The sequence below is a fragment of the Pseudomonas sp. 30_B genome (assembly GCF_017491605.1).
Lineage (GTDB): Bacteria > Pseudomonadota > Gammaproteobacteria > Pseudomonadales > Pseudomonadaceae > Pseudomonas.
Genome location: NZ_JAFGYY010000007.1, coordinates 155460 through 180359, shown reverse-complemented (window position 1 = coordinate 180359; position 24900 = coordinate 155460). Strand labels below are relative to the sequence as shown.

The 24900-nt window shown below is 64.5% G+C and carries 26 protein-coding genes; 17 read left to right on the top strand and 9 right to left on the bottom strand.

Annotated elements, in window-relative coordinates; all coding sequences use genetic code 11:
* Window positions 1-21: 21 nt before the first annotated feature.
* Both J5M67_RS10175 and J5M67_RS10170 read right to left on the bottom strand, forming a co-directional pair.
* On the bottom strand, window positions 22-222 hold the full coding sequence (locus J5M67_RS10175; RefSeq protein ID WP_207885179.1) for an SEC-C metal-binding domain-containing protein: 201 nt from the start codon (window positions 220-222) through the stop codon (window positions 22-24).
* An 8-nt stretch (window positions 223-230) separates the two neighbouring features.
* Window positions 231-716, bottom strand: a complete 486-nt coding sequence (locus J5M67_RS10170; protein WP_207885178.1) for an LEA type 2 family protein — start codon at window positions 714-716, stop codon at window positions 231-233.
* A gap of 123 nt (window positions 717-839) precedes the next feature.
* Here J5M67_RS10170 and J5M67_RS10165 point away from each other — a divergent pair, with 123 nt between their 5' ends.
* Window positions 840-1388: a hypothetical protein gene (locus tag J5M67_RS10165; protein WP_207885177.1), complete on the top strand. Its 549-nt coding sequence runs from the start codon at window positions 840-842 to the stop codon at window positions 1386-1388.
* Here the strand turns inward: J5M67_RS10165 and J5M67_RS10160 are convergent, their stop codons facing one another.
* The 5 genes from J5M67_RS10160 to J5M67_RS10140 form a co-directional block, all read right to left on the bottom strand.
* Entirely contained in the window at window positions 1389-2015 is a 627-nt protein-coding gene (locus J5M67_RS10160; RefSeq protein WP_152221280.1) for a trimeric intracellular cation channel family protein, read from the bottom strand.
* A 166-nt stretch (window positions 2016-2181) separates the two neighbouring features.
* Complete coding sequence (locus J5M67_RS10155) at window positions 2182-2655, bottom strand: YchJ family protein (protein ID WP_207885176.1); 474 nt, start codon at window positions 2653-2655, stop codon at window positions 2182-2184.
* Window positions 2656-2994: 339 nt separating this feature from the next.
* Window positions 2995-3456 carry an Lrp/AsnC family transcriptional regulator gene (locus J5M67_RS10150; protein WP_207885175.1) on the bottom strand — a complete coding sequence of 154 codons (462 nt, stop codon included), beginning with the start codon at window positions 3454-3456 and terminating at the stop codon, window positions 2995-2997.
* A gap of 180 nt (window positions 3457-3636) precedes the next feature.
* Window positions 3637-5133, bottom strand: coding sequence for an amino acid permease (locus J5M67_RS10145; protein WP_207885174.1), 1497 nt, complete (start codon window positions 5131-5133; stop codon window positions 3637-3639).
* Window positions 5134-5751: 618 nt separating this feature from the next.
* Window positions 5752-6240, bottom strand: coding sequence for a DUF6231 family protein (locus tag J5M67_RS10140; RefSeq protein ID WP_207885173.1), 489 nt, complete (start codon window positions 6238-6240; stop codon window positions 5752-5754).
* Window positions 6241-6381: 141 nt separating this feature from the next.
* Between J5M67_RS10140 and J5M67_RS10135 the strand changes: the two genes are divergently transcribed.
* The 3 genes from J5M67_RS10135 (at window position 6382) to J5M67_RS10125 (ending at window position 8179) form a co-directional block, all read left to right on the top strand.
* Window positions 6382-7014, top strand: a complete 633-nt coding sequence (locus tag J5M67_RS10135; RefSeq protein WP_207885172.1) for an OmpA family protein — start codon at window positions 6382-6384, stop codon at window positions 7012-7014.
* A 120-nt stretch (window positions 7015-7134) separates the two neighbouring features.
* Window positions 7135-7422 (top strand): DUF1145 domain-containing protein, encoded by a 288-nt coding sequence (locus tag J5M67_RS10130; RefSeq protein ID WP_207885171.1) that lies wholly within the window; start codon window positions 7135-7137, stop codon window positions 7420-7422.
* Complete coding sequence (locus J5M67_RS10125; protein WP_207885170.1) at window positions 7415-8179, top strand: collagen-like protein; 765 nt, start codon at window positions 7415-7417, stop codon at window positions 8177-8179. Before J5M67_RS10130 ends, J5M67_RS10125 begins: the two co-directional genes overlap by 8 nt.
* A gap of 68 nt (window positions 8180-8247) precedes the next feature.
* Here the strand turns inward: J5M67_RS10125 and J5M67_RS10120 are convergent, their stop codons facing one another.
* Window positions 8248-8712 (bottom strand): CopD family protein, encoded by a 465-nt coding sequence (locus J5M67_RS10120; RefSeq protein ID WP_045209867.1) that lies wholly within the window; start codon window positions 8710-8712, stop codon window positions 8248-8250.
* Window positions 8713-8834: 122 nt separating this feature from the next.
* Between J5M67_RS10120 and dinG the strand changes: the two genes are divergently transcribed.
* The 6 genes from dinG (at window position 8835) to J5M67_RS10090 (ending at window position 17612) form a co-directional block, all read left to right on the top strand.
* The gene (gene dinG / locus J5M67_RS10115) at window positions 8835-10979 is read left to right on the top strand and encodes an ATP-dependent DNA helicase DinG (protein WP_207885169.1); all 2145 of its coding nucleotides are present in this window, start codon (window positions 8835-8837) and stop codon (window positions 10977-10979) included.
* An 82-nt stretch (window positions 10980-11061) separates the two neighbouring features.
* Window positions 11062-13338, top strand: coding sequence for a beta-galactosidase (locus tag J5M67_RS10110; protein WP_207885168.1), 2277 nt, complete (start codon window positions 11062-11064; stop codon window positions 13336-13338).
* A 112-nt stretch (window positions 13339-13450) separates the two neighbouring features.
* On the top strand, window positions 13451-14596 hold the full coding sequence (locus tag J5M67_RS10105; protein WP_207885167.1) for a serine hydrolase domain-containing protein: 1146 nt from the start codon (window positions 13451-13453) through the stop codon (window positions 14594-14596).
* A 229-nt stretch (window positions 14597-14825) separates the two neighbouring features.
* Window positions 14826-15596: an OmpA family protein gene (locus J5M67_RS10100; RefSeq protein WP_207885166.1), complete on the top strand. Its 771-nt coding sequence runs from the start codon at window positions 14826-14828 to the stop codon at window positions 15594-15596.
* A 108-nt stretch (window positions 15597-15704) separates the two neighbouring features.
* Window positions 15705-16352, top strand: a complete 648-nt coding sequence (gene pdxH, locus J5M67_RS10095; RefSeq protein WP_207885165.1) for a pyridoxamine 5'-phosphate oxidase — start codon at window positions 15705-15707, stop codon at window positions 16350-16352.
* Window positions 16353-16472: 120 nt separating this feature from the next.
* A complete protein-coding gene (locus tag J5M67_RS10090) occupies window positions 16473-17612 on the top strand; it encodes a glycerate kinase (RefSeq protein ID WP_207885164.1) in 1140 nt (379 codons plus the stop codon).
* Here J5M67_RS10090 and J5M67_RS10085 read toward each other — a convergent pair.
* Complete coding sequence (locus tag J5M67_RS10085; RefSeq protein WP_207885163.1) at window positions 17597-17833, bottom strand: hypothetical protein; 237 nt, start codon at window positions 17831-17833, stop codon at window positions 17597-17599. The genes J5M67_RS10090 and J5M67_RS10085 overlap by 16 nt on opposite strands.
* A gap of 194 nt (window positions 17834-18027) precedes the next feature.
* Between J5M67_RS10085 and J5M67_RS10080 the strand changes: the two genes are divergently transcribed.
* The 7 genes from J5M67_RS10080 to J5M67_RS10050 all read left to right on the top strand — a co-directional run bounded on the left by J5M67_RS10080 (window position 18028) and on the right by J5M67_RS10050 (window position 24467).
* Window positions 18028-18492 (top strand): glycine zipper 2TM domain-containing protein, encoded by a 465-nt coding sequence (locus J5M67_RS10080; protein WP_207885162.1) that lies wholly within the window; start codon window positions 18028-18030, stop codon window positions 18490-18492.
* Window positions 18493-18748: 256 nt separating this feature from the next.
* Complete coding sequence (locus tag J5M67_RS10075) at window positions 18749-21565, top strand: monovalent cation/H+ antiporter subunit A (protein ID WP_207885161.1); 2817 nt, start codon at window positions 18749-18751, stop codon at window positions 21563-21565.
* Window positions 21565-21897, top strand: a complete 333-nt coding sequence (locus tag J5M67_RS10070; RefSeq protein ID WP_207885160.1) for a Na+/H+ antiporter subunit C — start codon at window positions 21565-21567, stop codon at window positions 21895-21897. The genes J5M67_RS10075 and J5M67_RS10070 overlap by 1 nt, the downstream gene beginning before the upstream one ends.
* Window positions 21894-23390 carry a monovalent cation/H+ antiporter subunit D gene (locus tag J5M67_RS10065; protein ID WP_207885159.1) on the top strand — a complete coding sequence of 499 codons (1497 nt, stop codon included), beginning with the start codon at window positions 21894-21896 and terminating at the stop codon, window positions 23388-23390. Before J5M67_RS10070 ends, J5M67_RS10065 begins: the two co-directional genes overlap by 4 nt.
* Window positions 23387-23887, top strand: a complete 501-nt coding sequence (locus J5M67_RS10060) for a Na+/H+ antiporter subunit E (RefSeq protein ID WP_207885158.1) — start codon at window positions 23387-23389, stop codon at window positions 23885-23887. The genes J5M67_RS10065 and J5M67_RS10060 overlap by 4 nt, the downstream gene beginning before the upstream one ends.
* The gene (locus J5M67_RS10055) at window positions 23872-24141 is read left to right on the top strand and encodes a K+/H+ antiporter subunit F (protein ID WP_207885157.1); all 270 of its coding nucleotides are present in this window, start codon (window positions 23872-23874) and stop codon (window positions 24139-24141) included. Before J5M67_RS10060 ends, J5M67_RS10055 begins: the two co-directional genes overlap by 16 nt.
* Window positions 24138-24467, top strand: coding sequence for a Na+/H+ antiporter subunit G (locus tag J5M67_RS10050; protein ID WP_207885156.1), 330 nt, complete (start codon window positions 24138-24140; stop codon window positions 24465-24467). Before J5M67_RS10055 ends, J5M67_RS10050 begins: the two co-directional genes overlap by 4 nt.
* Window positions 24468-24900: the final 433 nt, after the last annotated feature.

Genomic DNA, 24900 nt, shown 5'->3' with positions numbered 1-24900 from the left:
ACGGGGTGCTCGGCGTCGTTGTCAGGCGCCGTGGCACTTCTTGAACTTGTTGCCGCTGCCACAGGGGCAAGGGTCGTTGCGACCGACATCCTTGAGCGGGTTGCGCACCGGCTCGTGGCTGTGGTTGCAGTGCGGACCGTGCACGTGGCCGTGGTCATGGTGGTGGTCATGATCATGGTCGTGGTTGCAGTTCGGACCGTGTACGTGGGGTTCCTGGCTCATGGTGACGCTCACTCGGGGATGAAATCGCCGGGAATTATCTCGCCATTGCGGGCGATGTGCACGCTCTGGCCGAACAGCAGACCGGTTTTCACTTCGCCGGTGAGGCTGTAGTGGATCGGCTTGTCGGGATTTTCCAGCAGCTTGACGATGTACTTCATGTGCCGCCAGAGGTTGGTGGTTACCGGTACCTCGAAGGTTTCATGACCGTTGGCGGGGACTGTGAACCAGTTATTCGACTCGCCTTCGGCCAGGTCGACATCATTGAGCTTGACCTTGTAGGCCAGGCCGCGGACTGGAAGGCTGAAGTCGTTCGGATTGTCGATGCGGAAGTGCAGGACGAATTCCTGCTCCAGCAAGCGGGCCTTGACGACGTCGACCTTCTGCAGCTTCACGTCGGGTTGCTGGAAATCGCCCGCGATCCAACTGCAACCTGACACGAGGCTGAACAGCCAGAACAGGCTGAGAATTCTTATCATTTGCGCCTGATAATTCATGTCTATCCCCTAAGGCGCCCCCAGTGTACCAAGCACCTGCTCGGCTGCAAGTTGTTGTTACGTTAAAAAAAGCTGCACCATACTGGTCGAATGTAACCGGCGGGTTAACACAGGAGAGTGACGATGAGCCGCTATGAGATCGCCTTTTCGGGCCGGACCGTACCGGGCGCCCAGCTCGACAGCGTGAAGGCCAACCTGGCCAGGCTGTTCCAGGCCGATGCGCAGCGTATCGAACTGCTGTTCTCCGGCCGGCGCATGGTGATCAAGAACAACCTGGATGAGGCGGCGGCGGAGAAGTACCGCAGCGTGATCGAGCGCGCCGGTGCCATCGTCGAGGTGGTGGACATGGATGCGCCGATCGAGGAGATCGAGCTGGCGCCGCCGCCGGCCGCCGATCCCGAACAAGCCCAGGCCGGCGCGACGGCGGTTCCGGGGCGCCTGCAGGTTGCGCCACGTGACGGCTACATGGCCGCCTTCGCCGATGTCGAGGCGCTGGACTTCGGCCTCGCGCCGGTGGGCGCCGATCTGCAGGATGACAAGCCCGACGCCCAAGCGCCGAGCGTGGACCTCAGCCAGTTCAGCCTGGCGCCGGTCGGCAGCGACATGGGCCAGGCCAAGGCCGCGCCCGCAGGCCCCACGCCGGACACCAGCCACCTGAAGCTGGCGGACTGATCAGTCGCCCTGCTGCGGGTCGTCCTTGTAGACGAACTTGGGCATTTCCCAGCGGAAACGGATCGCCAGCATGCGGAACAGGAAGCCGGCGAACAGGGTGATCAGCATGGCCTGCTCCTTGGGCAGGTCGATCTGCAGGCAGATCAGGTAGCACCAGGCGCTGGCGAAGGAGACGCTGGCGTACAGCTCGCGGCGGAAGATCAGCGGCACGTCGTTGCAGAAGATATCCCGCAGGATGCCGCCGAAGACCCCGGTGATGACCCCGCTGACCGCGGCGATCAGCAGGCTGTGACCCATCTCCAGGCTGACCTGGCAGCCGATCAGGGTGAAGGCCACCAGGCCCACGGCGTCCAGCGCCAGGAACAGCGAGCGCAGGTGGCGCATCAGCGGAGCGATGAACACGGTGACCAGCGCAGCGGCGGCGGTGAGCGCCAGGTATTCCGGATGGCGCACCCAGGTCAGCGGGTAGTGGCCCAGCAGCATGTCGCGCACCGAGCCGCCACCCAGGGCGGTGACGCAGGCCACCAGCACCACGCCGAACAGGTCCATGCTGCGGCGGCCGGCGGACAATGCGCCGGTCATGGCTTCGGCGGTGATGGCGATGATGTAGAGAACGGTGAGCAGCATGGCGAGGTCCGACTGGGGGAATCGGTGCGGCGAAGGACCGCCGCCCCGAAAAAGGCGCGGATTCTAGCCGAGACGCCTGCCGGCCCCAAGTGGGGCGCCTTCACACCTTAGTCGGGTCCGGAGCCTTGGACGCACAACCACGAATGGCCAGTCGTCCCTGGCCTCGTCACTCTATCCAGGGGCCGCAGCACTTTTTCAGCTTGCCGCCGGCGCCGCAGGGGCAGGGATCGTTGCGCCCCAGCTTCATCGGCACGGTCGGATCGAGGAAGTACCAGCGGCCTTCGCGCTGGACGAACCCCGAGCATTCGCGGTGGCTGTGTTCGCCGTTGCTGTCGTGCCAGCGGGCGACGAAGGTGACCCGCGCATGTTCCGGCTGGCCACCGAGCACCTCGTGGCTCTCCACCTCCAGGCCCAGCCAGGTGCTGCCCAGGCTCCAGGCGCGGATGGCGTCCAGGTCCAGGCCCTGCTGCTGGGCGGGCAGGGTGGTGTCCTGCAGGTAGTCCACCAGGCCCAGCGCATAGGCGCTGTAGCGCGAACGCATCAGGGCTTCGGCGGTAGGCGCCGCTATGCCTGCATGGAAGCGTCCGCAGCACTCGGGCAGCGGACGGCCGCTGCCGCAGGGACAGGTCGGTTCGGTCATGGTCACCGCCAGTACTTTCCGAAGTTTTCCGGTTTGGCCCAGAACCGGGACGTAGGTGGCTGCAGGCCAAGCGTAGCGGGCTTCATGGCGGTCCTCAAAGTGTTCTGGTGACACGAAGGTTACACCATTGGTGACGGTTCGCGAGGAGCTCAAGGGACCCGTAGGGCCGTGCGAGGGAACTCAGCCCGTGTGAGCTTTCGAAATCGCTTTGGCGATCTTCGCGATGGGAGCGCTGTAACCAGGAGTGTCGATGGAGCTGGTTTGCGAAATATGGCCAGAAGCAGTTTTATTGGTAAGGAGGCGGTTTTGTAAAGCTATTTACAATTCCGAAGAAACAGATCAAAGAGGATGCCCGCGATCAATTTTACTGCTGAGGATAATGGACGTGGTGGTCTTTGCAACGCCTTCTAGACTTCCAATTTGATCTAAAATTTTATCAAGACACTCAGGCGAGTTTGAGCGTAACCAGGCAACATAGTCGAACTCGCCGCTAACAGCACACAGTTGTTCTACCTCTGACATTGCACTTAGTCGCTTTACGACATCCTTTCCTGATCGCGAGTGTACGGTGATCCCAACGTAAGCTTGCAAACCACCATCAAGCAATTGCTGTCCCAGGCGAACTCCATATCCAGTGATGATTTTGGCACTTTCAAGTTTGGATAGTCGCGAGTTAACAGTTGTGCGGGCGATGCCTAGAGTTCGGGCAAGGACAGCCACGGTTTCACGGGCGTTTATCTTCAGGGCTGCAATGAGTTGAAGGTCAATCTCATCAAGGGTGGCCGGACGCAATTCGGACATGGGCGGTCAGTCTTATGTTTGAAAATACACAAATATGTATTGTTTTTGCCGGTTACGTTTGATTCTTGAATATATGAAAATATTAGTGTGCTGTGCCGCGGATGTTGAATTACTGTCTGGGCGCTGCTGTGATCACGTAACACAGCGCCCAGGTTTTCGTCAGTATTAGCGCTTGGCAGTCTAGCGATGGCTTAGCTGTAGATGTGCTTGTAAGGGTAGGGGGTCGTCTACCCGATTTCCCTCTACATCCATTTCATTATAATTTACCAGTCGAGTGCCGTGCTTGATTCGATAACCAAGCCAGACTGCAAGGAATAGTGGCAGACTAATGTAGGTGGCTACGAGACCGCTCCAGTCGATATGCTCGCCGGTGAATGCGCTATAGTTCTGGCCAAGAACAATTATCATGCAGAGGCTAAAGGCAAACAGCGGGCCAAATGGGAAGAGAGTGGCTCGATAAGGCAGTTCTTCCAAGCGTCCTCCTTGAGCAAGGAAGCCTTTTCGAAAGCGATAATGAGAGACGGCAATCCCCAGCCATGCAATGAATCCGCACATGCCCGAAGTGTTGAGTAGTGCATTGTATATGAATTTATCGCCAAATACGGACGTCAGGAAGCACAGTGCGCCGATCAATGTGGTTGCATAAAGTGCATTGCGCGGCACCCCATTGCGCGAGATTTTAGCGAAAATCTTGGGCGCTTTACCCTGCTCGGCAAGACTATGGAGCATGCGGGTAGATGCATACATTCCTGAGTTACCTGCCGAGAGAATGGCGGTTAGGATGACGGCGTTCATTAGCGCAGCCGCTGATGCAAAACCGGCACGTTCGAAAAGCAAGGTGAATGGGGAGACGCTAATGTCCGTCGTTTCGTTGCGTAATAGACTTGGATCAGTGTACGGAATCAGTGCTCCAATCACGAAGATTGCAAGAATATAGAATAACGTGATGCGCCAGAATACTTGGCGAACAGCAATAGGTACGTTCTTGCTGGGGTTTTGGGATTCTGCTGCGGCAACGCCTACGATTTCCGTGCCTTGAAACGAGAAGCCGGCAATCATTACAACGCCAACCAGGGCTTGGAAGCCGCCTGCGAACGGTGCGTCGCCAGTTGTGAAGTTTTTAAATCCAGGTGATTCTATTCCGTGCATCAATCCAAAAATAGTGGCTAATCCTATAATGATGAATACGATTACCACTAAGACTTTAATCAGTGCGAACCAGAATTCGCTTTCACCAAAGCAGCGTACTGATACGAAATTCAGCAAGAATATTATTGCCAGGAAAGCGCCGCTCCAATAAATTCCAGGGGTGTCTGGGAACCAGAACTTCATAACTAGCTGAGCGGCTACAAGTTCGGCGGCGATAGTCACGGCCCAGTTGAACCAATAGTTCCAGCCTAGTGCAAATCCGAAACCGCTCTCAACAAATTTGCTTCCGTAAGTGCTGAATGAGCCGGCGACAGGCATGTACGCGGCCATTTCGCCAAGACTGGTCATCAGGAAGTAAACCATTACCCCGATCAATGCGTACGCCAGGAGGGTTCCCCCGGGACCCGAACTGGCAATAGAAGCGCCTGTTGCTACAAATAGCCCCGTGCCAATTGAGCCACCTATGGCGATCATATTCAGGTGGCGTGTTGATAGTGTTCGTTTCAGGGTGTTTTTGGGTTTGCTCATTTTCCCGTCTCCTGCTTCAGGTAGTCAGGATCGGGTTTTGGTTGAATACTTGAATTTGGTGTGGTCATTATTAAAAGTCATTATTGGATTTATTATAATTCCGCCTGCGCCGGGAGGGCGGCGGGTGCATGTAAGGCAATGAGCTATTAGGCGACCGCTGGCATGGAGTACGCCATCAAATTGGGCTCACCTAATGAATTCTAAAATTGGTGGGGTTCATAAAGAAGACGCAATATGCAGCGTTTTGATGCGATTTTCGTCATTTTGATGATGGTGTTGATCATAATGACGAGGCTCCCCTGGTCGCATAGCCATCTCCAAGCACCACAATGAGGCCCATCACGAGGTGCCATGAGCAGTCCGTGTTACTCCGAAGATGACCTTGGAGAACGGCACTGCGGTCGGCCTTTTGGTGGAGCGGAGGGAGAGCGTGAAGCTACGCGAGGAGCGGCCCGAGGGCGGCTCTCAGGTAGTAGATTCCTGAGCGGCGGAAGTGCCAGACCGAAAGTCTTTGCCGGAGCTAGTGACAGTGTTGGCTACAGGCAGGTGACGCCTGGCCCTGTTCGGGCATGGCGTTGAGGTCGGTCAATGTGAGGTAAGCCCTTGATGTTCATGGGTTTACCACCAGTACTTCCCGAAATTCTCTGGGTTGGCCCAGAACTTGGCGTTGAGCCAGTCCGGTACCTGCTTGTATTCGTGCAGATCGTAGGTGAACAGGGTGAGCACCTGCGAATCGCGCTGGAAGCGTTCGCTGGCCTGCATGGCCAGCGCATAGAAATCGGTGTCCTGCGCCTGCGCAGCGTCGAGGTCGACCAGCACGGCGACCTTGCTGCTGTTGAGATTGCGGATACCCCCCACCAGTTGCTGCGCCTCGCGCCGCGGCAGGTGTTCCAGGCAGTCGGCGAGCAGCGCCAGGTCGTAGCGGTGCGCGGCGATGTCCGCCGGCAGGCTGCCGGCGGGAGCGTGAAACAGTTCGCAATCCGGATGCGCCGCGCAGAATGCATCCACCGCGGGAATCTGGCTGGCGCCCACCAGCAGCAGGCGCTGCGGTGCATAGCGGTCGAGCAGGGCGGCAAGGGCTTGTTGCGGTGTGCGTGTCGAAATCATGGGGTTTCGTCGAAGGCGAGGATGAATGGGCGAAGACTAGCGTGTGACACCCTCGTGGCCTAGTGCTGGCGCATTCTGTGAGTGCCGTCTTTACTCCGTAAGTGTCGGTCAAGACCCGATCATTAGAGGAGAGATGAATTTATGAGCATTACAAGGACCGCTTTACCCCTGCTGCTGGTCAGCACGTTGCTTACCGGCTGCGCAGGGTTGCAGAAGTCCGATTGGCCGACGTGCGCCGTGGTAGGCGGTGTCGGCGGCGCTGGTCTGGGTGCCATTGAAAACAGCACCTGGGCCGGTTGGGGTGCCTTGATTGGTGGTGTACTGGGGGCATCCTATTGCTGGGTGCATGGTGCTGAAGAACAAGTGGCGGAGGTCCCGCCGCCCGCTCCGGCTCCGGAGCCCGCTCCGGCTCCGTTGCCCAAGGAAGAGACCATCGTCGTGCGCGATCTGCACTTCGCCTTCGATTCGTCGAAGGTCGATGCGCAGGACAAGGACAAGCTCAACGAAATCGCCGGCCGCCTGAAAGGCGAGGCAGCGACCACCGAGCTGAATATCGCCGGTCATACCGACAGCGTCGGCAGCGACGCCTACAACCAGAAACTGTCCGAACGCCGTGCTCATGCGGTGGCGAACTATCTGGTGGACCAGGGCGTTCCGGCCAGCAGCATCAAGTCGGTCGAAGGCTACGGCGAGAGCCAGCCGGTCGCCGACAACAAGACCAAGGAAGGCCGCGCCGAGAACCGTCGCGTGGAAATCAAGATCACGCGTCAATGATCCAGGCGTGACGGAGTATGCAAAGGGGGCCATCTGGCCCCCTTTGTCATAGTGGCCTGCCACTGGCATCGCTTCGGGCGGCAGGGTATGTTCCCGGCAAAGAAGAAACGGGGGCATTTGATGAAAGCGTTGTTGGGCCTGGGCAAGTTGATTGCCCTGTTGTTCTGGCTGGCGGTGCTGGCCAATCTGATCCAGCCCTTCGCACATCCCTTCAGTACGCTGCTCAATGGAGCCGGTGCGCTGATTTTGCTGATCCACATCATCGAGGTCGTGGCACTGCGCAGTCGCCTGAACGGCCGTCCTCATCCGGGGATGGATCGTCTGCAGATACTGCTGTTCGGCGTGTTCCATTTCGCCACCCTGCCGCAGCCGGCATCCGCAAAAGTAGAAGGAGATACCCATGCGTAAGTCGTTGCTGGGACTGGCGCTGTTCGCGCCGCTGGTGTGCTCGGCTGCCGGAAACGTTTCGGTCCAGCCCAACACCGTGCTGCGTCTGCCGGTTAAGGGCGACAGCCTGAGCCTGGATCGCATCAGCGTTGGCGCGGAAGGCGCGCTGCTGATCCCATCGCAGGTGAAGGTACTGAAGATCGGCGAACTGGACCTGGCGAAGAATGCGCGCCTGGGCGTGTTTCCCGGCGGCGATACGCTGCAGATCGAGGTCCGGCACGGCAACCTGGCCGATGGCAGCGTGATCGCCGCCCAAGGCAGTTCAGGCAGTTTCGAGAAGCCGGCCAGCGCTGGCCGTAACCTTGTGCTGCGTCTGCAGGACGTGCAGGTGGCGAACCTGCTGATCGATGTTCGCGGCGGTGTCGGTGCGCCGGGTTATGACGGCCTGGACGGCGGCAGCGCGCAGACCTCCGGGTGCCTGTGGGGCAGCGGCAGGCCCGCCGGCGACGGGCAGAATGGTGCCGATGGTCGTTCCGGTGCGGCCGGCGGCGTGGTGCGTCTGGAGGTGCCGGAACAGTTCGACGTCAAGCGGGTGAAGGTGCGGCTCGAAGGCGGTGCCGGCGGGGCCGGCGGCAAGCCTGGCAAGGCCGGCCCGCGCAGTAGCGAGAAGGGTTGCTGGTTCTACTCCGTGGCCGGCGAGGGACCGGGCTCGGAAGGCAAGGGCGGAGTTGAGGGGCCCAAGGGCGGCGAAGGTCGCCTGGAAGTGCAGCGCTTCTGATCCATCCCCCTTGAACAGAGGCCCGCCCGGCAATCGGGCGGGCTTTCTTGTTTTGGGCGGTGCGGGCTTTACCAGTGTGGGCGCGCGGCGACGAAGGCCACCAGTGCCATGCCGATCAGCAGGTTCAGGCCCACGGTCTTGCGGATCTTGCCCAGCGCGGCGCCGCCGGCCGGCCAGTCCTCGGCGCCCACCGCGCGGCGCAGCTCCGGCAGTTGCAGGGCCTGGATGCGCAGGAACAGCGCGAGCATCGCCACGTACAGTCCCATCATCACCTGCACGTAGCGCGGCGCGCCGGCCATGCCGTTGAAGCTCAGGTGCAGCATGCCCACGCCGGTCACCGGCAGCAGGATCACCGCCGCCCACACCCAGCGGAAAAAGCGCGGGAACACTTCCAGCCATAGCTTCAGCCGGGGCGGGGCTTCCAGCGCGGCGACGGCGGCCGGGCGCAGCACCATCCAGGCGAAGAACATGCCGCCGACCCAGACCAGGGCGGCCAGGACGTGCAGGGCATAGACGAAGGCAAAGGGTGTCATTCGGACGATCTCCGCTGGCGATTGAAGTCAGGCGCGCTATCATAGCCGCCGATTCGAACCACTGAAAATTTATCCAGCATCCGGATGTGTCTGCAAAGGCCTGTCCGGGGCCCGGGAAGTCCATGCTCAGCACCGAACTCAAGGCCACGATCCAGGGCGCCTACTCGCGCTTCCTCGAGGCCAAGGAACTCAAGCCGCGCTACGGCCAGCGCCTGATGATCGCCGAAGTCGCCAAGGTCCTGGGGACCATTGCCAGCGACGAGGAAGGCCATCGCCTGGGCGATGCCGCCGTGGTCGCCGTGGAAGCAGGCACCGGCACCGGCAAGACCGTCGCCTATAGTCTGGCCGCCATCGCCTGCGCCAAGGCCGCCGGCAAGCGCCTGGTCGTCGCCACCGCCACCGTCGCCCTGCAGGAGCAGATCGTCCACAAGGACCTGCCCGACCTGCTGCGCAACTCCGGCCTGTCGTTCAGCTTCGCCCTGGCCAAGGGGCGCGGGCGCTACATGTGCCTGTCCAAGCTCGACCACCTGCTGCAGGAAGGCCAGGCGCAGAGCGCCACCGCCCAGCTGTTCGAGGAGGAAGGCTTCCGCATCGACGTGGACGAGACCTCCAGCAAGCTGTTCAACCAGATGATCGAACGCCTGGCGGGCAACCGCTGGGACGGCGACCGCGACTCCTGGCCCGAGGCCATCGAGGATGCACAGTGGGCGCAGGTCACCACCGACCACAGCCAGTGCACCAACCGTCATTGCCCGAACTTCCAGCAGTGCGCCTTCTACAAGGCGCGCGAAGGCATGACCAAGGTCGACGTGATCGTCACCAACCATGACCTGGTGCTGGCCGACCTGGCCCTGGGCGGCGGTGCCATCCTGCCGGACCCGCGCGACACCATTTACGTGTTCGACGAAGGCCACCACCTGCCGGACAAGGCCATCGGCCATTTCGCCCACTTCACCCGCCTGCGCGCCACCGCCGACTGGCTGGGCCAGGTGGAGAAGAACCTGACCAAGCTGCTGGCGCAGAACCCGCTGCCGGGCGACCTCGGGCGCCTGATCGAACAGGTGCCGGAGCTGGCCCGCGAGCTGCGCACCCACCAGCAGTTCATGTTCACCGCCTGCGAGGAGATCGGCGATTTCCGCGCCGGCGAGGACATGGAAGGCCGCGAGCGACCGCGCCATCGCTTCGAGGGTGGGGTGATCCCCGAGCACATTCGCGAGATGGGCATCGAGTTGAAGAAGGGCTTCTCCAAGCTCACCGATGTCTTCACTCGTCTCACCGAGTTGCTGAAAGAGGCGATGGACGGGGAGGGCAGCATCGGCATCGCCAGCTACCAGGCCGAAGAGTGGTATCCGCTGTTCGGCAGCCTGCTGTCGCGCGCCCAGGGCAACTGGGAGTTGTGGACCGCCTTTACCAGCGAGGACCCGGAAGACAGCCCGCCCATGGCGCGCTGGCTGACCCTCGCCGAGAGCGGCACCTTCTACGATATCGAGGCCAACGCCAGCCCGATCCTCGCCGCCGAGACCCTGCGCCGCAATCTGTGGAACGTGGCCTACGGCGTGCTGGTGACCTCCGCGACCCTCACCGCGCTGGGCACCTTCGACCGCTACCGGATGCGCGCCGGCCTGCCGCGTTCGGCGGTCACCGCCGTGGTGCCGAGCCCGTTCCACCACGCCGATGCCGGCGTGCTGCGTGTGCCGGACCTCAAGGCCGACCCGCGTGATGCCGCCGCCCATACCGCTGCGATCATCCGCGAGTTGCCGGCGATGGTCGAAGGCTCGCGCGGGTCGCTGATTCTTTTCGCCTCGCGCAAGCAGATGCAGGAAGTCTTCGACGGCCTGGACCGCGACTGGCGCAAGCGCGTGCTGATCCAGGGCAACCTGTCCAAGCAGGAAACCCTGAACAAGCACCGCTCCCGGGTCGACGACGGCGAGCCGAGCGTGCTGTTCGGCCTGGCCAGCTTCGCCGAGGGCGTGGACCTGCCGGGTGCCTACTGTGAACACGTGGTGATCGCCAAGATTCCCTTCGCGGTGCCGGACGACCCGGTGGAAGCGGCGCTGTCGGAATGGATCGAAGCGCGCGGCGGCAATCCCTTCATGGAAATCGCCGTGCCCGACGCTTCGCTTCGCCTGGTCCAGGCCTGCGGCCGCCTGCTGCGTACCGAGCAGGATCGCGGCACCATCACGCTGCTCGACCGCCGCGTGGTGACGCAGCGTTACGGCAAGGCCATTCTTAACGCACTGCCCCCGTTCCGCCGCGAAATCGCCTGAGTCGTGTGCGGGAGCGTATTCCCGCACTTGCTGTCAAACGTGCGCCCGCCAGCCGGCGGGCGTGTATCCAGGACAAGTACAGATGACATCGATGCGTTGGCACCTGCCATTGCTGCTCAGTCTGGCGATCGCCAGCGCCCCGGCCTGGGCGGCCGGTGGCAATGAAACCCTGTTCAATTTCGTCAAGCCCATGGCTGTGGTCTCGATCACCACGCAGAATGCCGACCTGCCCAGTTCGACTGCCGAGGCCACCCCCGAAGGTGAAATCCTGCGTCGGGTGAACTTCAGTCCGGCGCCGCAGCCGACCCTGAGCCTGGCACCGTCAAGCGGCAGCTGGGACTGGTCCCAGGCCGACAGCGTAAGCCTGCGCATCCAGAACGCCATGGACTGGGCCATCACTCTGGAAGTGGCGATCGAAGGTGTCGGCGGCGCGCCGGGCCTGCACGCCAGCATCGCGCTGCCGCCGGGGCCTGCGCAGACGCTGCTGATCCCCTTGCGGGCCACCGCGCCGGAAGACTTCGGGATGCGCGCCGGTGTGCCCATGCCCGTCACCCTGGATGGCCAGCGCCTGCTGCTGGCCAGCAAGGTGACCGGCGAGCTGAACCGCAGCCAGGTTGGCGCGGTGAAGCTCTACCTGAATGCACCCAAGGCGGCCCAGGACATCCTGCTCGGCCGCTTCGGCACTTATGCCGACGGTGACCAGTGGCGCAAGGCCTATACCGGCATCGTCGACGGTTTCGGCCAGGCCAGTCGTGGCGACTGGCCGGAGAAGGTGAAGAGTTCCGAGCAGCTCGCCAACGCCTGGAAGGCCGAGGGCGAGCAACTGAAGAAATGGCAACCGGCGGCCGGGCGCGATGCCTTTGGTGGCCTGCTGGACGGTCCGGCCTTCGAAGGCACCGGCTTCTTCCGTACCGAAAAGCGCAACGGCCGCTGGTGGCTGGTCACCCCCGAGGGCCATTCCTTCTGGTCGCTGGGTGTCAATGCGGTGAACGCCGACAGCAGCCAGACCTACGTCGAAGGCCGCGAATACATGTTCGCCAGCCTGCCCAAGGAGGGCGACCCGCTGGCTGCCTTCTACGGCCAGAGCGACGATCGCAGCGGTGTCGGCGCCCAGCAAGGGCGTGCCTTCGGTAATGGCCGCTGGTATGACTTCTATGCCGCCAACCGCTTCCGCGCCAATGGTGGCCTGACCGGTGATGCCGCCGCGGCCGCCTGGCGCGAACGTACCCTGCAGCGCCTCGGCGCCTGGGGCTTCAACTCCCTGGGCGACTGGAGTGATCCGGCCTTCGCCGCGGAGCCGCGGATGCCGTACAGCGTGCCGCTGTCGATCAGCGGCGATTACGCCACGGTCAGCACCGGCTACGACTGGTGGGGCGCCATGCCCGACCCCTTCGATCCGCGCTTCGCGATGGCCGCCGAGCGCGCCATCGCCATCGCCGCCCGCGACCACCGCGAGGACGCCTGGCTGCTCGGTTACTACGCCGACAACGAGCTGGCCTGGGCCGGTCGCGGCGACGATGCGCAGTCCCATTACGCGCTGGCCTTCGGCGCGCTGAAGCTGTCGACCGACAGCCCGGCCAAGCGCGCCTTCATCAAGCAGCTGAAGGACAAGTACAAGGAGCACGAGGCGCTCGCCGAGGCCTGGGGCATTCCCATTGCCGCCTGGGAGGATCTGGACGCGCCGGGCTTCCAGGCGCCGCTGCCGAGCGAGGCGCACCTGGCCATTGCCCAGGACTACAGTGCCTTCCTGCGCCTGTATGCCGACCAGTACTTCAAGACCCTCAAGGACGCGCTGCAGTGGCACGCGCCGAACCATCTGCTGCTGGGCCCGCGTTTCGCCGTCAGCACGCCGGAGGCGCTGGCGTCCTGCGCACAGTACTGCGACCTGCTGAGCTTCAACCTCTACGTGCCGCTGCCGCACCAGGGGTATGACGCGGCCTACCTGAACAGCCTGGACAAGCCGGTGCTGATCACCGAGTTCCACTTCGGCTCCCGCGACCGTGGGCCGTTCTGGGGCGGCGTGGCCGAGGTGTACAACGAGCAGCAGCGTGGCGAGGCCTACCAGCGTTTCCTCGCCGAGGCGGTGAAGGCCCCGAATGTCGTCGGCGCGCACTGGTTCCAGTACCTCGACCAGCCGGTGACCGGCCGCCTGCTCGATGGCGAGAACGGCCATATCGGCCTGGTCGGCATCACCGATCTGCCCTTCACCGGCTTCGTCGACGCGGTGCGCAAGGCCAACCAGCAGGCGCTCAAGGCCATCGACGAGCAGGCCCGCTCGGCGGCGAAAGCCGCACCGGAGCCCAAGCCGGTTCCGGTGAACGACGGCGGCGCCGAAGAGGAGCAGGCCGACAGTCAATGACTGGGCATTCGTAGGGCCGATACCCGTCTTTAGCGGGGTTCACAGGGGCGGGGAGCGCTGGAAGAATAGCGCCTCCGCCCCTTCGTTCTTGTCCCGCCCACTGGAGATTCCGATGACCCTGCATGGCCATTGCGACCACCGCTTCACCGCCGTTGCCGACGCCTTCAGCGCCCTGTTCGAGGACCCGCAGGAGCGCGGTGCGGCGCTGTGCATCCAGGTCGGCGGGCAGACGCTGGTCGATCTGTGGGCGGGCAGCGCGGGCAAGGAGCCGGGCCAGGACTGGCAGGCCGATACGCTGCTCAATCTGTTCTCCTGCACCAAGACTTTTGCCGCGGTCGCCGCCCTGCAGCTGGTCGGGGAGGGCAAGCTGGAACTCGACGCCCCGGTGGCGCGCTACTGGCCGGAGTTCGCCCAGGCGGGCAAGCAGGCCATCACCGTGCGCCAACTGCTCTGCCACCGTGCCGGCCTGCCGGCGATCCGTGAGGCGCTGGCGCCGGAAGCGCTCTACGACTGGTCGACCATGACCGCCGCGCTGGCGGCCGAGACACCCTGGTGGACGCCGGGCGCCGAGCACGGTTATGCACCCATCACCTACGGCTGGCTGGTGGGCGAAGTGATCCGCCGTGTCGATGGCCGCGAGCCGGGCTCCGCCATCGTCGCGCGCACGGCCGAACCGCTGGGGCTGGACTTCCACATCGGCCTGGATGACGCCGAGTTCCACCGGGTGGCGCATATCGCCCGCGCCAAGGGCAACCTGGGGGATGCCGCTGCCCAGCGCCTGCTCAAGATCATGATGACCGAGACGATGGCGCTCTCCACTCGCGCCTTCACCAATCCGCCGTCGGTGCTGACCAGCACCAACAAGCCCGAGTGGAGACGCATGTCGCAGCCGGCGGCCAACGGTCATGGCAATGCCCGCTCGCTGGCCGGTTTCTACAGTGGGCTTCTGCGCGGGACGTTGCTGGACGAAGCACTGCTGGCCGAGCTCACCCGCGAGCATGCCGTCGGGGAGGATCGAACTCTGTTGACTTGCACCCGCTTCGGCCTGGGCACCATGCTTGACCAGCCGGATGTGGCCAACGCCACCTATGGCCTCGGCCCGCGTGCCTTCGGTCATCCGGGGGCGGGCGGCTCCATCGGTTTCGCCGACCCCGAGCGGGAGCTGGCCTTCGGCTTCGTCACCAACACCCTCGGCCCCTACGTGCTGATGGACCCGCGCGCACAGCGTCTGGCGCGCATCGTCGGCGAGTGCCTGTAGCGACGGGCGGGAGGAACCTTCCTCCCGCTGCGCCTTCGAAGGAGCGTCCGCATTCGTGAGGGACTCCTCACTTGTGCGGACATGCACCGCTCGTCAGTTGGCGATTAAAATCTCGTGCCAACTGAGTAAGTTATGATCAACTTCTAATCTGATTGTTGAAGTCAGGGCGCTGCCGCCTGCGTGCCGCGCTCCAGCCTTCCTTCGTGTTCCAACCGATGGTACCGCTCCCATGAAAGTGCTGAAGATCTCCACGCTCGCCCTCTGCATCGGCCTCTCGGCTTGCAGTCAATTCCAGGCCAAGGACAAGGAGAGCAGCGCTGCTGCGCCCGCTGCAGGCAGCAGCCATCACTGGTGGCCCTTCGGTGCCGAGAGCGAGGCGACTGTTGCCGCTCCGGCGATAGAGAAAAAAGCCGTCGAGGCGCCCAAGGTGGCCGATGCAGGTAGCAAGCAGCCTGGCGGCCACTGGTGGTGGCCGTTCGCTGCGGGTACTGGACAGACTGCCGGGGACACCGGCGCGAAACTGCAGGACCAGGTCAGCAAGGAGTGGCTCGACCAGCATGAGCAGGCCCTGCGCACGGCGGTGGCCGGCAGCAAGTTCACCATCGAACGTCGCGAGAATGCGCTGGTGCTGATCGCGCCGGTGGACAGTTCCTTCAACCCCAAGCGCCCGGAACTGCTGCTGCCCATCACCCTCGGCCCGCTGGGCAACGTGGCGAAGATGCTGCAGAACGACCCGGAGAGCGGCGTGCTGGTGCTGGGCCACAGCGACAGTTCGGGCGACAAGGCGCTCAACGACAAGGTCAGCCTGCAACGTGCCCAGGCGGTGTCGTCGATCTTCCGCCTCAGCGGCCTGGGTGCTGATCGCCTGCGCCTGAAGGGCGTCGGTTCGAGCCTGCCGCGCGCCGACAACGGCAGCGCCGAAGGCCGCGCGCAGAACCGCCGCGTCGAAGTGCTGGTGACCCAGCGCAGCAGCCTGCTGGCGCTGGCGCAGAAGAACTGATCCCACCTCGCGAAAGCGGCATTCCGGACGGAATGTCGCTTGTCGTGGATCAAGCGCGAAGGCGCAACTCTGGATATGCTTGGGGCCTTCGTTCCTAGGAGAATTCCGATGGCTCAGACCCTGGCCGATATGCGCCGCGAATACACCCGTGACGGACTGAACGAGTCCCAGGCTCCCGACGAGCCCTTCAGCCTGTTCCACCAGTGGTTCGAGGAGGCCGTGAAGACCGAGCAACTGCCAGTCGAACCCAACGCGATGATGCTCGCCACCGTGGACGCCCAGGGCCAGCCGCATTGTCGCGTGCTCCTGCTCAAGGGCCTGGATGAGCGCGGCTTCACCTTCTTCAGCAACTACCAAAGCGCCAAGGGGCAGCAGCTGGGCGAGAACCCGCGCGCGGCCATGACCTTCTTCTGGCCGGCGCTGGAGCGCCAGGTGCGTATCGAGGGCCAGGTCGAGAAGGTGTCCGTGGAAGAGTCCGCCGCCTATTACCGGGTGCGCCCGCTGGGCAGCCGGCTCGGCGCCTGGGCCTCGCCGCAGAGCCGGGTGATCGACGGACGCGGCGAGCTGGAGCAATTGCTCGCGGAAACCGAACGACGCTTCGCCGATTCCGCGCCAACCTGTCCGGAGTTCTGGGGGGGTTATCGCCTGGTGCCGAGCCGCATCGAGTTCTGGCAGGGCCGCCCGAGCCGCCTGCACGATCGCCTCAATTTCCGCGTCGAGAACGGCGCCTGGGTCCGCGAGCGTCTCGCGCCCTGACCCGCTGCGGCGTTTGACTGTTTGCGGTCGTACACCTTGATTGCCATTTCCTACGGGGCCGTGAAAGTCCGTGCCGCGGTGTAGGATGCCTGCATCCCTTCGCACAACGGACCTGCCTGCATGAAAGTCGCCATCGCCCCGGATTCCTTCAAGGAAAGCCTTTCCGCACCCGAGGTCGCCCAGGCCATCGCCCGTGGCTGGCTGCGTGCGCGACCGGCCGACGAGATGCTGCTGCGGCCGATGGCGGATGGCGGGGAGGGCACCGTGGATGCCGTGCTCGCCGCCAAGCCAGGCGAACGGCGCGAATGCCGGGTCTGCGGCCCCCTCGGGCAGCCGGTGACGGCTCACTGGGGATGGCTGGACGACGGCACCGCGGTGATCGAAATGGCCGCCGCCAGCGGCCTGCACTGGGTGCCGGAGCGCAAGCGTGATGCGACCCGTACCACCAGTCGCGGCACCGGAGAGCTGATGCGCGAGGCGCTCGACGCCGGCGCGCGCAAGATCATCCTCGGGCTGGGTGGCAGCGCTACCAACGATGCCGGGCTGGGCTTGCTGCAGGCGCTGGGCGCGCGATTCCACGACGCACAGGGCGCCGAGCTCGGTGCCGGTGGTGCGGTGTTGGGCACCTTAATGGAGATCGACCTGTCCGGCCTCGATCCGCGTCTGCGGCAGGTGGAGATCGAAGTCGCGGCCGATGTGAACAATCCCCTGTGCGGGCCGCATGGTGCCTCTGCGGTATTCGGGCCGCAGAAGGGCGCAAGCCCTGCGCAGGTCGAGGAGCTCGATGCGGCGCTACGGCATTTCGCCGAAGTCGCCGCGCGCGCACTGGGCGAGGATCACAGCCTGTTCCCCGGTGTCGGAGCGGCAGGGGGCCTGGGCTTTGCCAGCCGGGCCTTCCTCAAGGCGCGATTCCGTCCGGGCATAGAACTGGTTGCCGAGTTGTCGGGACTGGAGCAGGCGCTGCAGGGAGCCGGGCTGGTGATTACCGGCGAAGGCCGCCTGGATGGCCAGAGCCTGCATGGCAAGACGCCCGTCGGAGTGGCGCGGCTGGCGCGTCGCGCCGGGGTGCCGGTGGTTGCGCTGGCCGGCAGCCTGGGCGAGGGCTTGGCCGAGTTGCGCGGGGAAGGAATCGAGGCGGCCTTCAGCCTGGTGCCGGGGCCGATGAGTCTGGCCCAGGCCTGTGCGCAGGCCGCAACGGAGTTGGAGAGTCGCGCCGAGGCGCTGGCGCGATTCTGGTCGCTGGCTCAGGCGGCGCGGTAATCGTCGGCGGCTTGCTGCAGCCACTGCGGCAGGTCGCGGCGCTTGACGCGCTGGCGCTTGGCCTCTTGCAGGCGCTCCAGCAGATAGCTGCGCTTGGCCGGATCGTCGCCCGCCAGCGACAGTGCCAGGTCGCGGTCCATCCAGCGGCGGATGCGCCAGTAGATCCACCAGTGGAAGTACAGACCGGCCGCGGTGGTGACGACGATAATGAAGTAATCCATGGGCACTCCTCGTTCGGGCGCCTACCCTAGCCGAACCATCAACCCACATAAAGCCTGGCGGAAACAGGCATTTTCGCGGGTCTTGGCACAGACTGTACGAAAGCTGAACCGAACGAGATTGTTGCAAGCCCTGGCGTGACAGGAGGGCTGTCGTCGGAGTCTAATATTCGTAGCCCTATCCGGAGGTTTCATACATGCGTAAATCTGCCCTGTTCGCCGTGACGTTCGCTGCACTGGCCCTGACCCTCGGTGGTTGCCAGTCCAGCCTGACTGGCGACACCTACACCCGCGAAGAGGCACGTACCGTGCAGAACGTTCGCATGGGTACCATCCAGGCCTTGCGTCCGGTGAAGATCGAGGGCACCAAGACCCCGATCGGCTCGGTTGCCGGCGCCGCCGTTGGCGGTATCGGCGGCAGCTCCATCGGCGGTGGCAAGGGTAGCTATGTCACCGCCATCATCGGCGCCGTGGCCGGCGGCCTGCTCGGTGCGGCCACCGAAGAAGGCCTGACCCGTACCCAGGGTGTGGAAATCACCGTTCGCGAAGACGACGGCAGCACCCGCGCCTACGTCCAGGAAGTCGACGAAGGTGCCGTGTTCCGTGTTGGTGAGCGCGTACGCATCCTGACCGTCAACGGCACCAGCCGCGTCAGCCACTGACCGGTACCGGTTGCCCTCAGCGGCAGCCAGCGAAACCCAGCGCGCGACAGTCATCTCGACTGTCGCGCGCTATCGTTTGGGGGATCGGAAATTTCGCCGCAGCGCACGGCGGGCGCGGTTGAAACATTCATTTTCGTAATAATTCAATCCATGACGTGAAATCGATAGATATGGATAATCGTCGTTTTCCTACACCGGCCGCTCGGGCACGGGGTGGTTTGCTGGGTTGCCGTTCGGCGGTGAAAAGGAGTGGGTCATGACGTTGGCGCTGATCATTGCGCTGCCTTTCTTCGGGGTATTGCTGCCGCTGCTGGCCGAGCGTTTCGGGCGCACCGCCTGCGCCGCCGCCACCGGCCTGGTGCCGCTCGCCGGGCTGATCCTGCTGATGGGCCAGCGCTCGGTACTGGGCGCCGCTCCCCAGGTACAGCGCGTGGAGTGGCTGCCGGAACTGGGCCTGAACCTCAGCCTGCGCCTGGACGGTCTGGGCTTCCTATTCGCACTGCTGATTCTCGGCATCGGCCTGCTGGTCATTCTCTATGCCCGCTACTACCTGTCGGAGAAGGAGCCCGCAGGGCGCTTCTTCGCCTTCCTGCTGCTGTTCATGGGCGCCATGCTTGGCGTGGTGCTGAGCGAAAACCTCCTGCTGATGCTGGTGTTCTGGGAGCTGACCAGCCTGTCGTCGTTCCTGCTGATCGGCTTCTGGGGCCATCGCTCGGACGCGCGCAAGGGCGCGCGCATGTCCCTGGCGGTCACCGGCGGCGGCGGGCTGGCGTTGCTCGCCGGCATCCTGCTGATCGGTCACGTGGTCGGCAGCTTCGAGCTTTCCACGGTGCTCGGCGCCCGCGAGGTGCTGCAGGCCAGCCCGCTGTTCCCGCTGGCACTTTGCCTGGTGCTGCTGGGCGTGTTCACCAAGTCCGCGCAGTTCCCCTTCCACTTCTGGCTGCCCCATGCGATGGCGGCGCCGACGCCGGTGTCGGCCTACCTGCATTCGGCGACCATGGTGAAGGCCGGCGTGTTCCTGCTGGCGCGCCTGTACCCGCTGCTGTCGGGCAATGACCTGTGGTTCTACCTGGTCAGCCTGACCGGCCTGGCCACCCTGCTGATGGGCGCCTTCATGGCGCTGTTCCAGAACGACCTCAAGGGCCTGCTGGCCTACTCGACCATCAGCCACCTGGGCCTGATCACCCTGCTGTTCGGCCTGGATTCGCCCATGGCCAACGTCGCGGCGATCTTCCACATCATCAACCATGCCACCTTCAAGGCCTCGCTATTCATGGCCGCCGGGATCATCGACCACGAGACCGGCAGCCGCGACATGCGCCGCATCAACGGCATGTGGAAGTACATGCCGCACACCGCCGTGCTGGCGATGGTGGCATCGGCATCCATGGCCGGCGTGCCGCTGCTCAATGGCTTCCTCAGCAAGGAGATGTTCTTCGGCGAGACCCTGGCGCAGAACATGATGGGCAGTTTCAACTGGGTGATCCCGGCACTGGCGACCCTGGGCGCACTGTTCTCGGTGAGCTACTCGGTGCGCTTCATCCACGACGTGTTCTTCAACGGCGAGCCGATCAACCTGCCCAACCCGCATCCCCACGAGCCGCCGCGTTACATGAAGGTGCCGGTGGAAGTCCTCGTGCTGATCTGCCTGCTGGTGGGCATCATGCCGGGCGTTATCGTCGGCCCACTGCTGGCCGGCGCCGCCGCCTCGAGCCTGAACGGCGCGCTGCCGGAATACAGCCTGGCGATCTGGCACGGCTTCAACGCGCCACTGGCGATGAGCTTCGCCGCCACCGCCGGCGGCGTGCTGCTCTACGTATTGCGCAAGCCGCTGTTCGACTGGTACGGCGGGCTGCCGGCGATGGACGCCAAGCTGGTGTTCGAGCAGCAGGTTCAGCGCGTGGTGCGTTTCGCCTCGCGCGTGACCGGCTACCTGGAGAACGGCTCGCTGCAGCGCTACGCCATGCTGCTGGTGCTGGCCGCCGTGGTGGTGGTGTTCGCCGGTCTCGCGCCCTTGCCCGCCATCGAAGGTGAGCGTGCGCAGACGCCGCTGGACGGCATCACCGCGCTGGGCCTGGTCCTGCTGGCCATCGCCGGGCCGCTTACCGTCTGGTTCCATCGCCAGCGCCTGACCGCGCTGGTGATCCTCAGCATCGCCGGCCTGTTGGTGGCGCTGGCCTTCGCCCGCTTCGCCGCGCCGGACCTCGCGCTCACGCAACTATCGGTGGAAGTGGTGACCATGGTCCTGCTGATGCTGGCGCTGTACTACCTGCCGGCGCGCACGCCGAAAACCTCCAGCAGCCTGCGCCGCCTGCGCGATTTCGTGATCGCCATCGGCGCCGGCGTGATGGTCACGCTGCTGACCTACGCCGTGCTCACCCGTCCCTACGACAGCATCGCCGGCTATTACCTGGAGAACAGCGTCTCCGGTGGCGGCGGGCACAACGTGGTGAACGTGATCCTGGTGGACTTCCGCGGCTTCGATACCCTCGGCGAGATCACCGTGCTGGCGATTGCCGCGGTCGGCATCTTCGCGCTGCTCGACGGCCTGCGCCTGCTGCGCCGCGAGACTGACGACGAGGGCCGCGCCTGGGCGAAGGACCGCTTCCCGCCGATCCTCGCCACGCTGTCGCGCCTGTTGCTGCCGCTGGCGCTGCTGGTCTCGGTGTTCATCTTCCTGCGCGGGCACAACCTGCCGGGCGGCGGCTTCATTGCCGGGTTGATCACCTCGGTGGCGCTGATCCTCCAGTACATCGCCTGCGGCAGCCGCTGGGTGAGCACGCGCCTGCCGCTGGACTACAGCCGCCTTGCCGGCCTCGGCGTGCTGATCGCCGGGCTGACCGGCCTGGGCGCCTGGTTCTTCGGCTTCCCGTTCCTCACCTCGGCTTTCGGTCACTTCCACATTCCGCTGGTGGGCGACATCGAGCTGGCCACCGCCATGCTCTTCGACCTGGGCGTGTACTTCACCGTGGTCGGCGCGACGCTGTTGATCCTCTCGGGCCTCGGTTCGGTCACTGCACCGCCCCCCTCGTTAGAGCCAAGAGAGCCGCTGTTGTCCAAGGAGGCGCACTGATGGAAGCGCTGTTCGCCATCGCCCTCGGCCTGCTGACCGCCAGCGGTGTCTACCTGCTGTTGCGCGCACGCACCTTCCCGGTGGTACTGGGGCTGACCCTGCTGTCCTACGCGGTCAACCTGTTCCTCTTCGCCATGGGCCGGCTGGCCGGTGACCCGGCGGTAATCGGCCAGGTCGCCAATGCCGGCGACCCGATTCCCCAGGCGCTGGTGCTGACCGCCATCGTCATCGGTTTCGCCATGACGGCCTTCGTCATCGTGCTGGCCCTGCGTGGGCTGGCGGAAACCGGCGGCGACCATGTGGACGGTGGCAACGGGGAGGAAGGCCAATGAACCACTGGCTGATTCTTCCGGTCCTGCTGCCGCTGTTTGCCGGTTGCGCGCTGCTGCTCGTGGGCGAGCGCCTGCAGCGCGGCCTGTCGCTGCTCGCCACCCTGGCACTGCTGCCGCTTTCCGCCGTGCTGCTGCAACAGGCCGACAGCGGCGTGGTGCAGTTCTACGCGCTGGGCAACTGGCAGCCGCCGTTCGGCATCATCCTGGTACTGGACCGCCTCAGCGCGCTGCTGATCGCCGCGACCGCACTGCTCGCCAGCCTGTCGTTGATCTACGCGGTGCGCGGCGATGACCGGCGCGGCAAGCGCTTCCACGCGCTGTTCCAGTTCCAACTGCTCGGCCTGAACGGGGCCTTCCTCACCGGCGACCTGTTCAACCTCTTCGTGTTCTTCGAGATCCTGCTGATCGCCTCCTACGCGCTGCTGCTGCATGGCGGCGGGGCAGGGCGGGTGCGCGCGGGCGTGCATTACGTGGTACTCAACCTCGTCGGCTCGGCGTTCTTCCTCATCGCGGTGGGCACGCTCTACGGCATCACCGGCACCCTGAACATGGCGCACATGGCCGAGCGGGTGGCCCAGCTGAGCACCGAACAGGCGCCGCTGGTGCGTGCGGCGGCGCTGTTGCTGCTGGTGGTGTTCGGCCTGAAGGCCGCGCTGCTGCCGCTGTATTTCTGGCTGCCTCGCGCTTATGCGGAGGCCAGCGCGCCGGTGGCGGCACTGTTCTCGATCATGACCAAGGTCGGCATCTATTCGATCCTGCGGGTCTACACGCTGATCTTCGGTGCCGAGGCCGGCGAGCTGGCGAACCTTGCGCAAGCCTGGCTGTGGCCGCTGGCGCTGGCGGGGATAGTCGCCGGGGCGCTGGGCGCGCTGGCGGCGACCACGCTGCAAGGCCTGCTGTCGTATCTGGTCGTCGTCTCCGCTGGCACGCTGCTGGCGGCCGTCGCCCTGGGCACGCCGGAGGCGCTGTCCGCCGCGCTCTACTACCTGTTGCACAGCATCTGGGTGGCCGGTGGCCTGTTCCTGCTGGCCGACCTGATCGCCCGCCAGCGTGGCGACAAAGGCGGCCGCCTGGTGCAAGGCCCGGCGCTGCTGCAACCGCACCTGCTCGGTGGCGCGTTCTTCTTCGGCGCCATCGCGGTTGCCGGGCTGCCTCCGTTGTCGGGCTTCCTCGGCAAGCTGATGCTGCTGCGCTCGGTGAGCGGTGGCAGCGAGGCCATTGCGCTGTGGAGCGTGGTGCTGGTCAGCGGACTGGTGACCATCGTCGCCCTGAGCCGTGCCGGCAGCACCCTGTTCTGGCGCACCGGGCACACCGTGCTGGGCAGCGCCGAGCGCGAGCCGGTGAAGCTGCTGGCAACCTTCGGCCTGCTGGCGAGCGCGCCGCTGATGGTGGTCGCCGCGCGGCCGCTGCTCACTTATGCCCAGGCCACGGCGGTGCAGTTGCTCGACGCCGGGCTCTATCGCCAGGCGATCCTGCTGGGAGGTGGCGCATGATCCGGCGCATCCTTCCGCACCCGTTGCTCAGCGGCGTACTGCTGCTGAGCTGGCTGTTGCTGGTCAACGATTTCTCCCTCGGCCACTGGCTGCTCGGCGCGTTCCTCGGCCTGGCGATCCCGTTGCTGTGCCGCAACCTGCTGCTGGCTGCGCCGCGTATCCAGCGGCCGGGCCTGCTGCTGCGCTTCATCGGCCTGGTGCTCTACGACATAGTCGTGGCCAACCTGCAGGTGGCGAAACTGGTGCTGGGGCCGAAGTCCAGGCTGCAGCCGGGCTTCGTGGAAATTCCCCTGGAACTGACCGACGACCTGGCGATCACCCTTCTCGCCAGCGTGATCACCCTGACGCCGGGCACCGTGTCCGCCGATCTCAGCGAGGACCGCCGCACGCTGCTGGTCCATGGCCTCGACGTGCCGGACCCGCAGGCCCTGGCGGCGGACATCAAGGCCCGCTACGAAGCGCCGCTCAAGGAGGTGTTCGAATGCTCGGCATCGTGATCCCGATCTGCCTGGCGTTGCTCGGTGCGGCGTTGCTGCTCACGGTGGCGCGGCTGATTCGCGGGCCGTCGACGGCGGACCGCATCCTCGCGCTGGATACCCTGTCCATCGAGGCCATCGCGCTGATCGTGCTGTTCGGTATCTGGAAGGGCAGCGGTCTGTACTTCGAGGCGGCGCTGCTGATCGCGGTGATGGGCTTTGTCAGCACCGTGGCCCTGTGCAAGTTCCTGCTGCGCGGAGACATCATCGAATGAGTGTCCTGATCGAAGCGCTGGTCTGCCTGCTGTTGCTAGCCGGTAGCCTGTTTGCATTGCTCGGTGCTATCGGCCTGTATCGGCTGCCGGATTTCTATACCCGCCTGCATGCGCCGACCAAGGCCTCGACCCTGGGTGTTGGCGGGGTGATCCTCGCCTCGATGCTGTACTTCAGCACCCGTGGCGAGGGCGTCAGCCTGCACGAGCTGCTGATCACCGCGTTCCTCTTCATCACCGCGCCGATCAGCGCGCACCTGCTGGCCAAGGCGGCGATGCAGCAACGCGTGCCGGTGGAGCGGGGGACCAAGGGTAAGTCTTGGGAGTGATTTTGGACCTTGTCCGCGAAATCCCCCACGGCGGAATCTGATCCCACCAGGGAACACCGGAGGCTGCACGCCATTGTAGGAGCGGGCCATGCCCGCGATCCGGCGGCAGGACCGGCGCACTGTTCGTGCTCGAATGTTTATCCTGTTTGACTGCTCTGACTTGGGTGTTCCCGCGCCGCTTCGGCGTACGCCCCCGGCTTCTTGTTTCGCCCCCTCGGGCGACCTTCTTTGGCAACGCCCCAAAGAAGGCAAAAGTCTTGCCCCGGACATCCGGTTTTTCGCTTAGGCGAAAAATACCCTCGTTGAACGGGGCAGTCGGAGTGTGCGGATATTTCTCTGGAAGTCTTAAGAGGCACAGCCAAAGTCGGATCGGTGGGGGCTGGCTCTTCGTAGGAGCGACCCGCCCATACAGTTTCCCCTGCGTTCTGTACCT

Bases quoted from the DNA above. Each gene is read 5' to 3' on its own strand.
- J5M67_RS10175 (WP_207885179.1), bottom strand. From the start codon at position 222: ATGAGCCAGGAACCCCACGTACACGGTCCGAACTGCAACCACGACCAT.
- J5M67_RS10170 (WP_207885178.1), bottom strand. From the start codon at position 716: ATGAATTATCAGGCGCAAATGATAAGAATTCTCAGCCTGTTCTGGCTG.
- J5M67_RS10165 (WP_207885177.1), top strand. From the start codon at position 840: ATGAGCCGCTATGAGATCGCCTTTTCGGGCCGGACCGTACCGGGCGCC.
- J5M67_RS10160 (WP_152221280.1), bottom strand. From the start codon at position 2,015: ATGCTGCTCACCGTTCTCTACATCATCGCCATCACCGCCGAAGCCATG.
- J5M67_RS10155 (WP_207885176.1), bottom strand. From the start codon at position 2,655: ATGACCGAACCGACCTGTCCCTGCGGCAGCGGCCGTCCGCTGCCCGAG.
- J5M67_RS10150 (WP_207885175.1), bottom strand. From the start codon at position 3,456: ATGTCCGAATTGCGTCCGGCCACCCTTGATGAGATTGACCTTCAACTC.
- J5M67_RS10145 (WP_207885174.1), bottom strand. From the start codon at position 5,133: ATGAGCAAACCCAAAAACACCCTGAAACGAACACTATCAACACGCCAC.
- J5M67_RS10140 (WP_207885173.1), bottom strand. From the start codon at position 6,240: ATGATTTCGACACGCACACCGCAACAAGCCCTTGCCGCCCTGCTCGAC.
- J5M67_RS10135 (WP_207885172.1), top strand. From the start codon at position 6,382: ATGAGCATTACAAGGACCGCTTTACCCCTGCTGCTGGTCAGCACGTTG.
- J5M67_RS10130 (WP_207885171.1), top strand. From the start codon at position 7,135: ATGAAAGCGTTGTTGGGCCTGGGCAAGTTGATTGCCCTGTTGTTCTGG.
- J5M67_RS10125 (WP_207885170.1), top strand. From the start codon at position 7,415: ATGCGTAAGTCGTTGCTGGGACTGGCGCTGTTCGCGCCGCTGGTGTGC.
- J5M67_RS10120 (WP_045209867.1), bottom strand. From the start codon at position 8,712: ATGACACCCTTTGCCTTCGTCTATGCCCTGCACGTCCTGGCCGCCCTG.
- dinG (WP_207885169.1), top strand. From the start codon at position 8,835: ATGCTCAGCACCGAACTCAAGGCCACGATCCAGGGCGCCTACTCGCGC.
- J5M67_RS10110 (WP_207885168.1), top strand. From the start codon at position 11,062: ATGACATCGATGCGTTGGCACCTGCCATTGCTGCTCAGTCTGGCGATC.
- J5M67_RS10105 (WP_207885167.1), top strand. From the start codon at position 13,451: ATGACCCTGCATGGCCATTGCGACCACCGCTTCACCGCCGTTGCCGAC.
- J5M67_RS10100 (WP_207885166.1), top strand. From the start codon at position 14,826: ATGAAAGTGCTGAAGATCTCCACGCTCGCCCTCTGCATCGGCCTCTCG.
- pdxH (WP_207885165.1), top strand. From the start codon at position 15,705: ATGGCTCAGACCCTGGCCGATATGCGCCGCGAATACACCCGTGACGGA.
- J5M67_RS10090 (WP_207885164.1), top strand. From the start codon at position 16,473: ATGAAAGTCGCCATCGCCCCGGATTCCTTCAAGGAAAGCCTTTCCGCA.
- J5M67_RS10085 (WP_207885163.1), bottom strand. From the start codon at position 17,833: ATGGATTACTTCATTATCGTCGTCACCACCGCGGCCGGTCTGTACTTC.
- J5M67_RS10080 (WP_207885162.1), top strand. From the start codon at position 18,028: ATGCGTAAATCTGCCCTGTTCGCCGTGACGTTCGCTGCACTGGCCCTG.
- J5M67_RS10075 (WP_207885161.1), top strand. From the start codon at position 18,749: ATGACGTTGGCGCTGATCATTGCGCTGCCTTTCTTCGGGGTATTGCTG.
- J5M67_RS10070 (WP_207885160.1), top strand. From the start codon at position 21,565: ATGGAAGCGCTGTTCGCCATCGCCCTCGGCCTGCTGACCGCCAGCGGT.
- J5M67_RS10065 (WP_207885159.1), top strand. From the start codon at position 21,894: ATGAACCACTGGCTGATTCTTCCGGTCCTGCTGCCGCTGTTTGCCGGT.
- J5M67_RS10060 (WP_207885158.1), top strand. From the start codon at position 23,387: ATGATCCGGCGCATCCTTCCGCACCCGTTGCTCAGCGGCGTACTGCTG.
- J5M67_RS10055 (WP_207885157.1), top strand. From the start codon at position 23,872: ATGCTCGGCATCGTGATCCCGATCTGCCTGGCGTTGCTCGGTGCGGCG.
- J5M67_RS10050 (WP_207885156.1), top strand. From the start codon at position 24,138: ATGAGTGTCCTGATCGAAGCGCTGGTCTGCCTGCTGTTGCTAGCCGGT.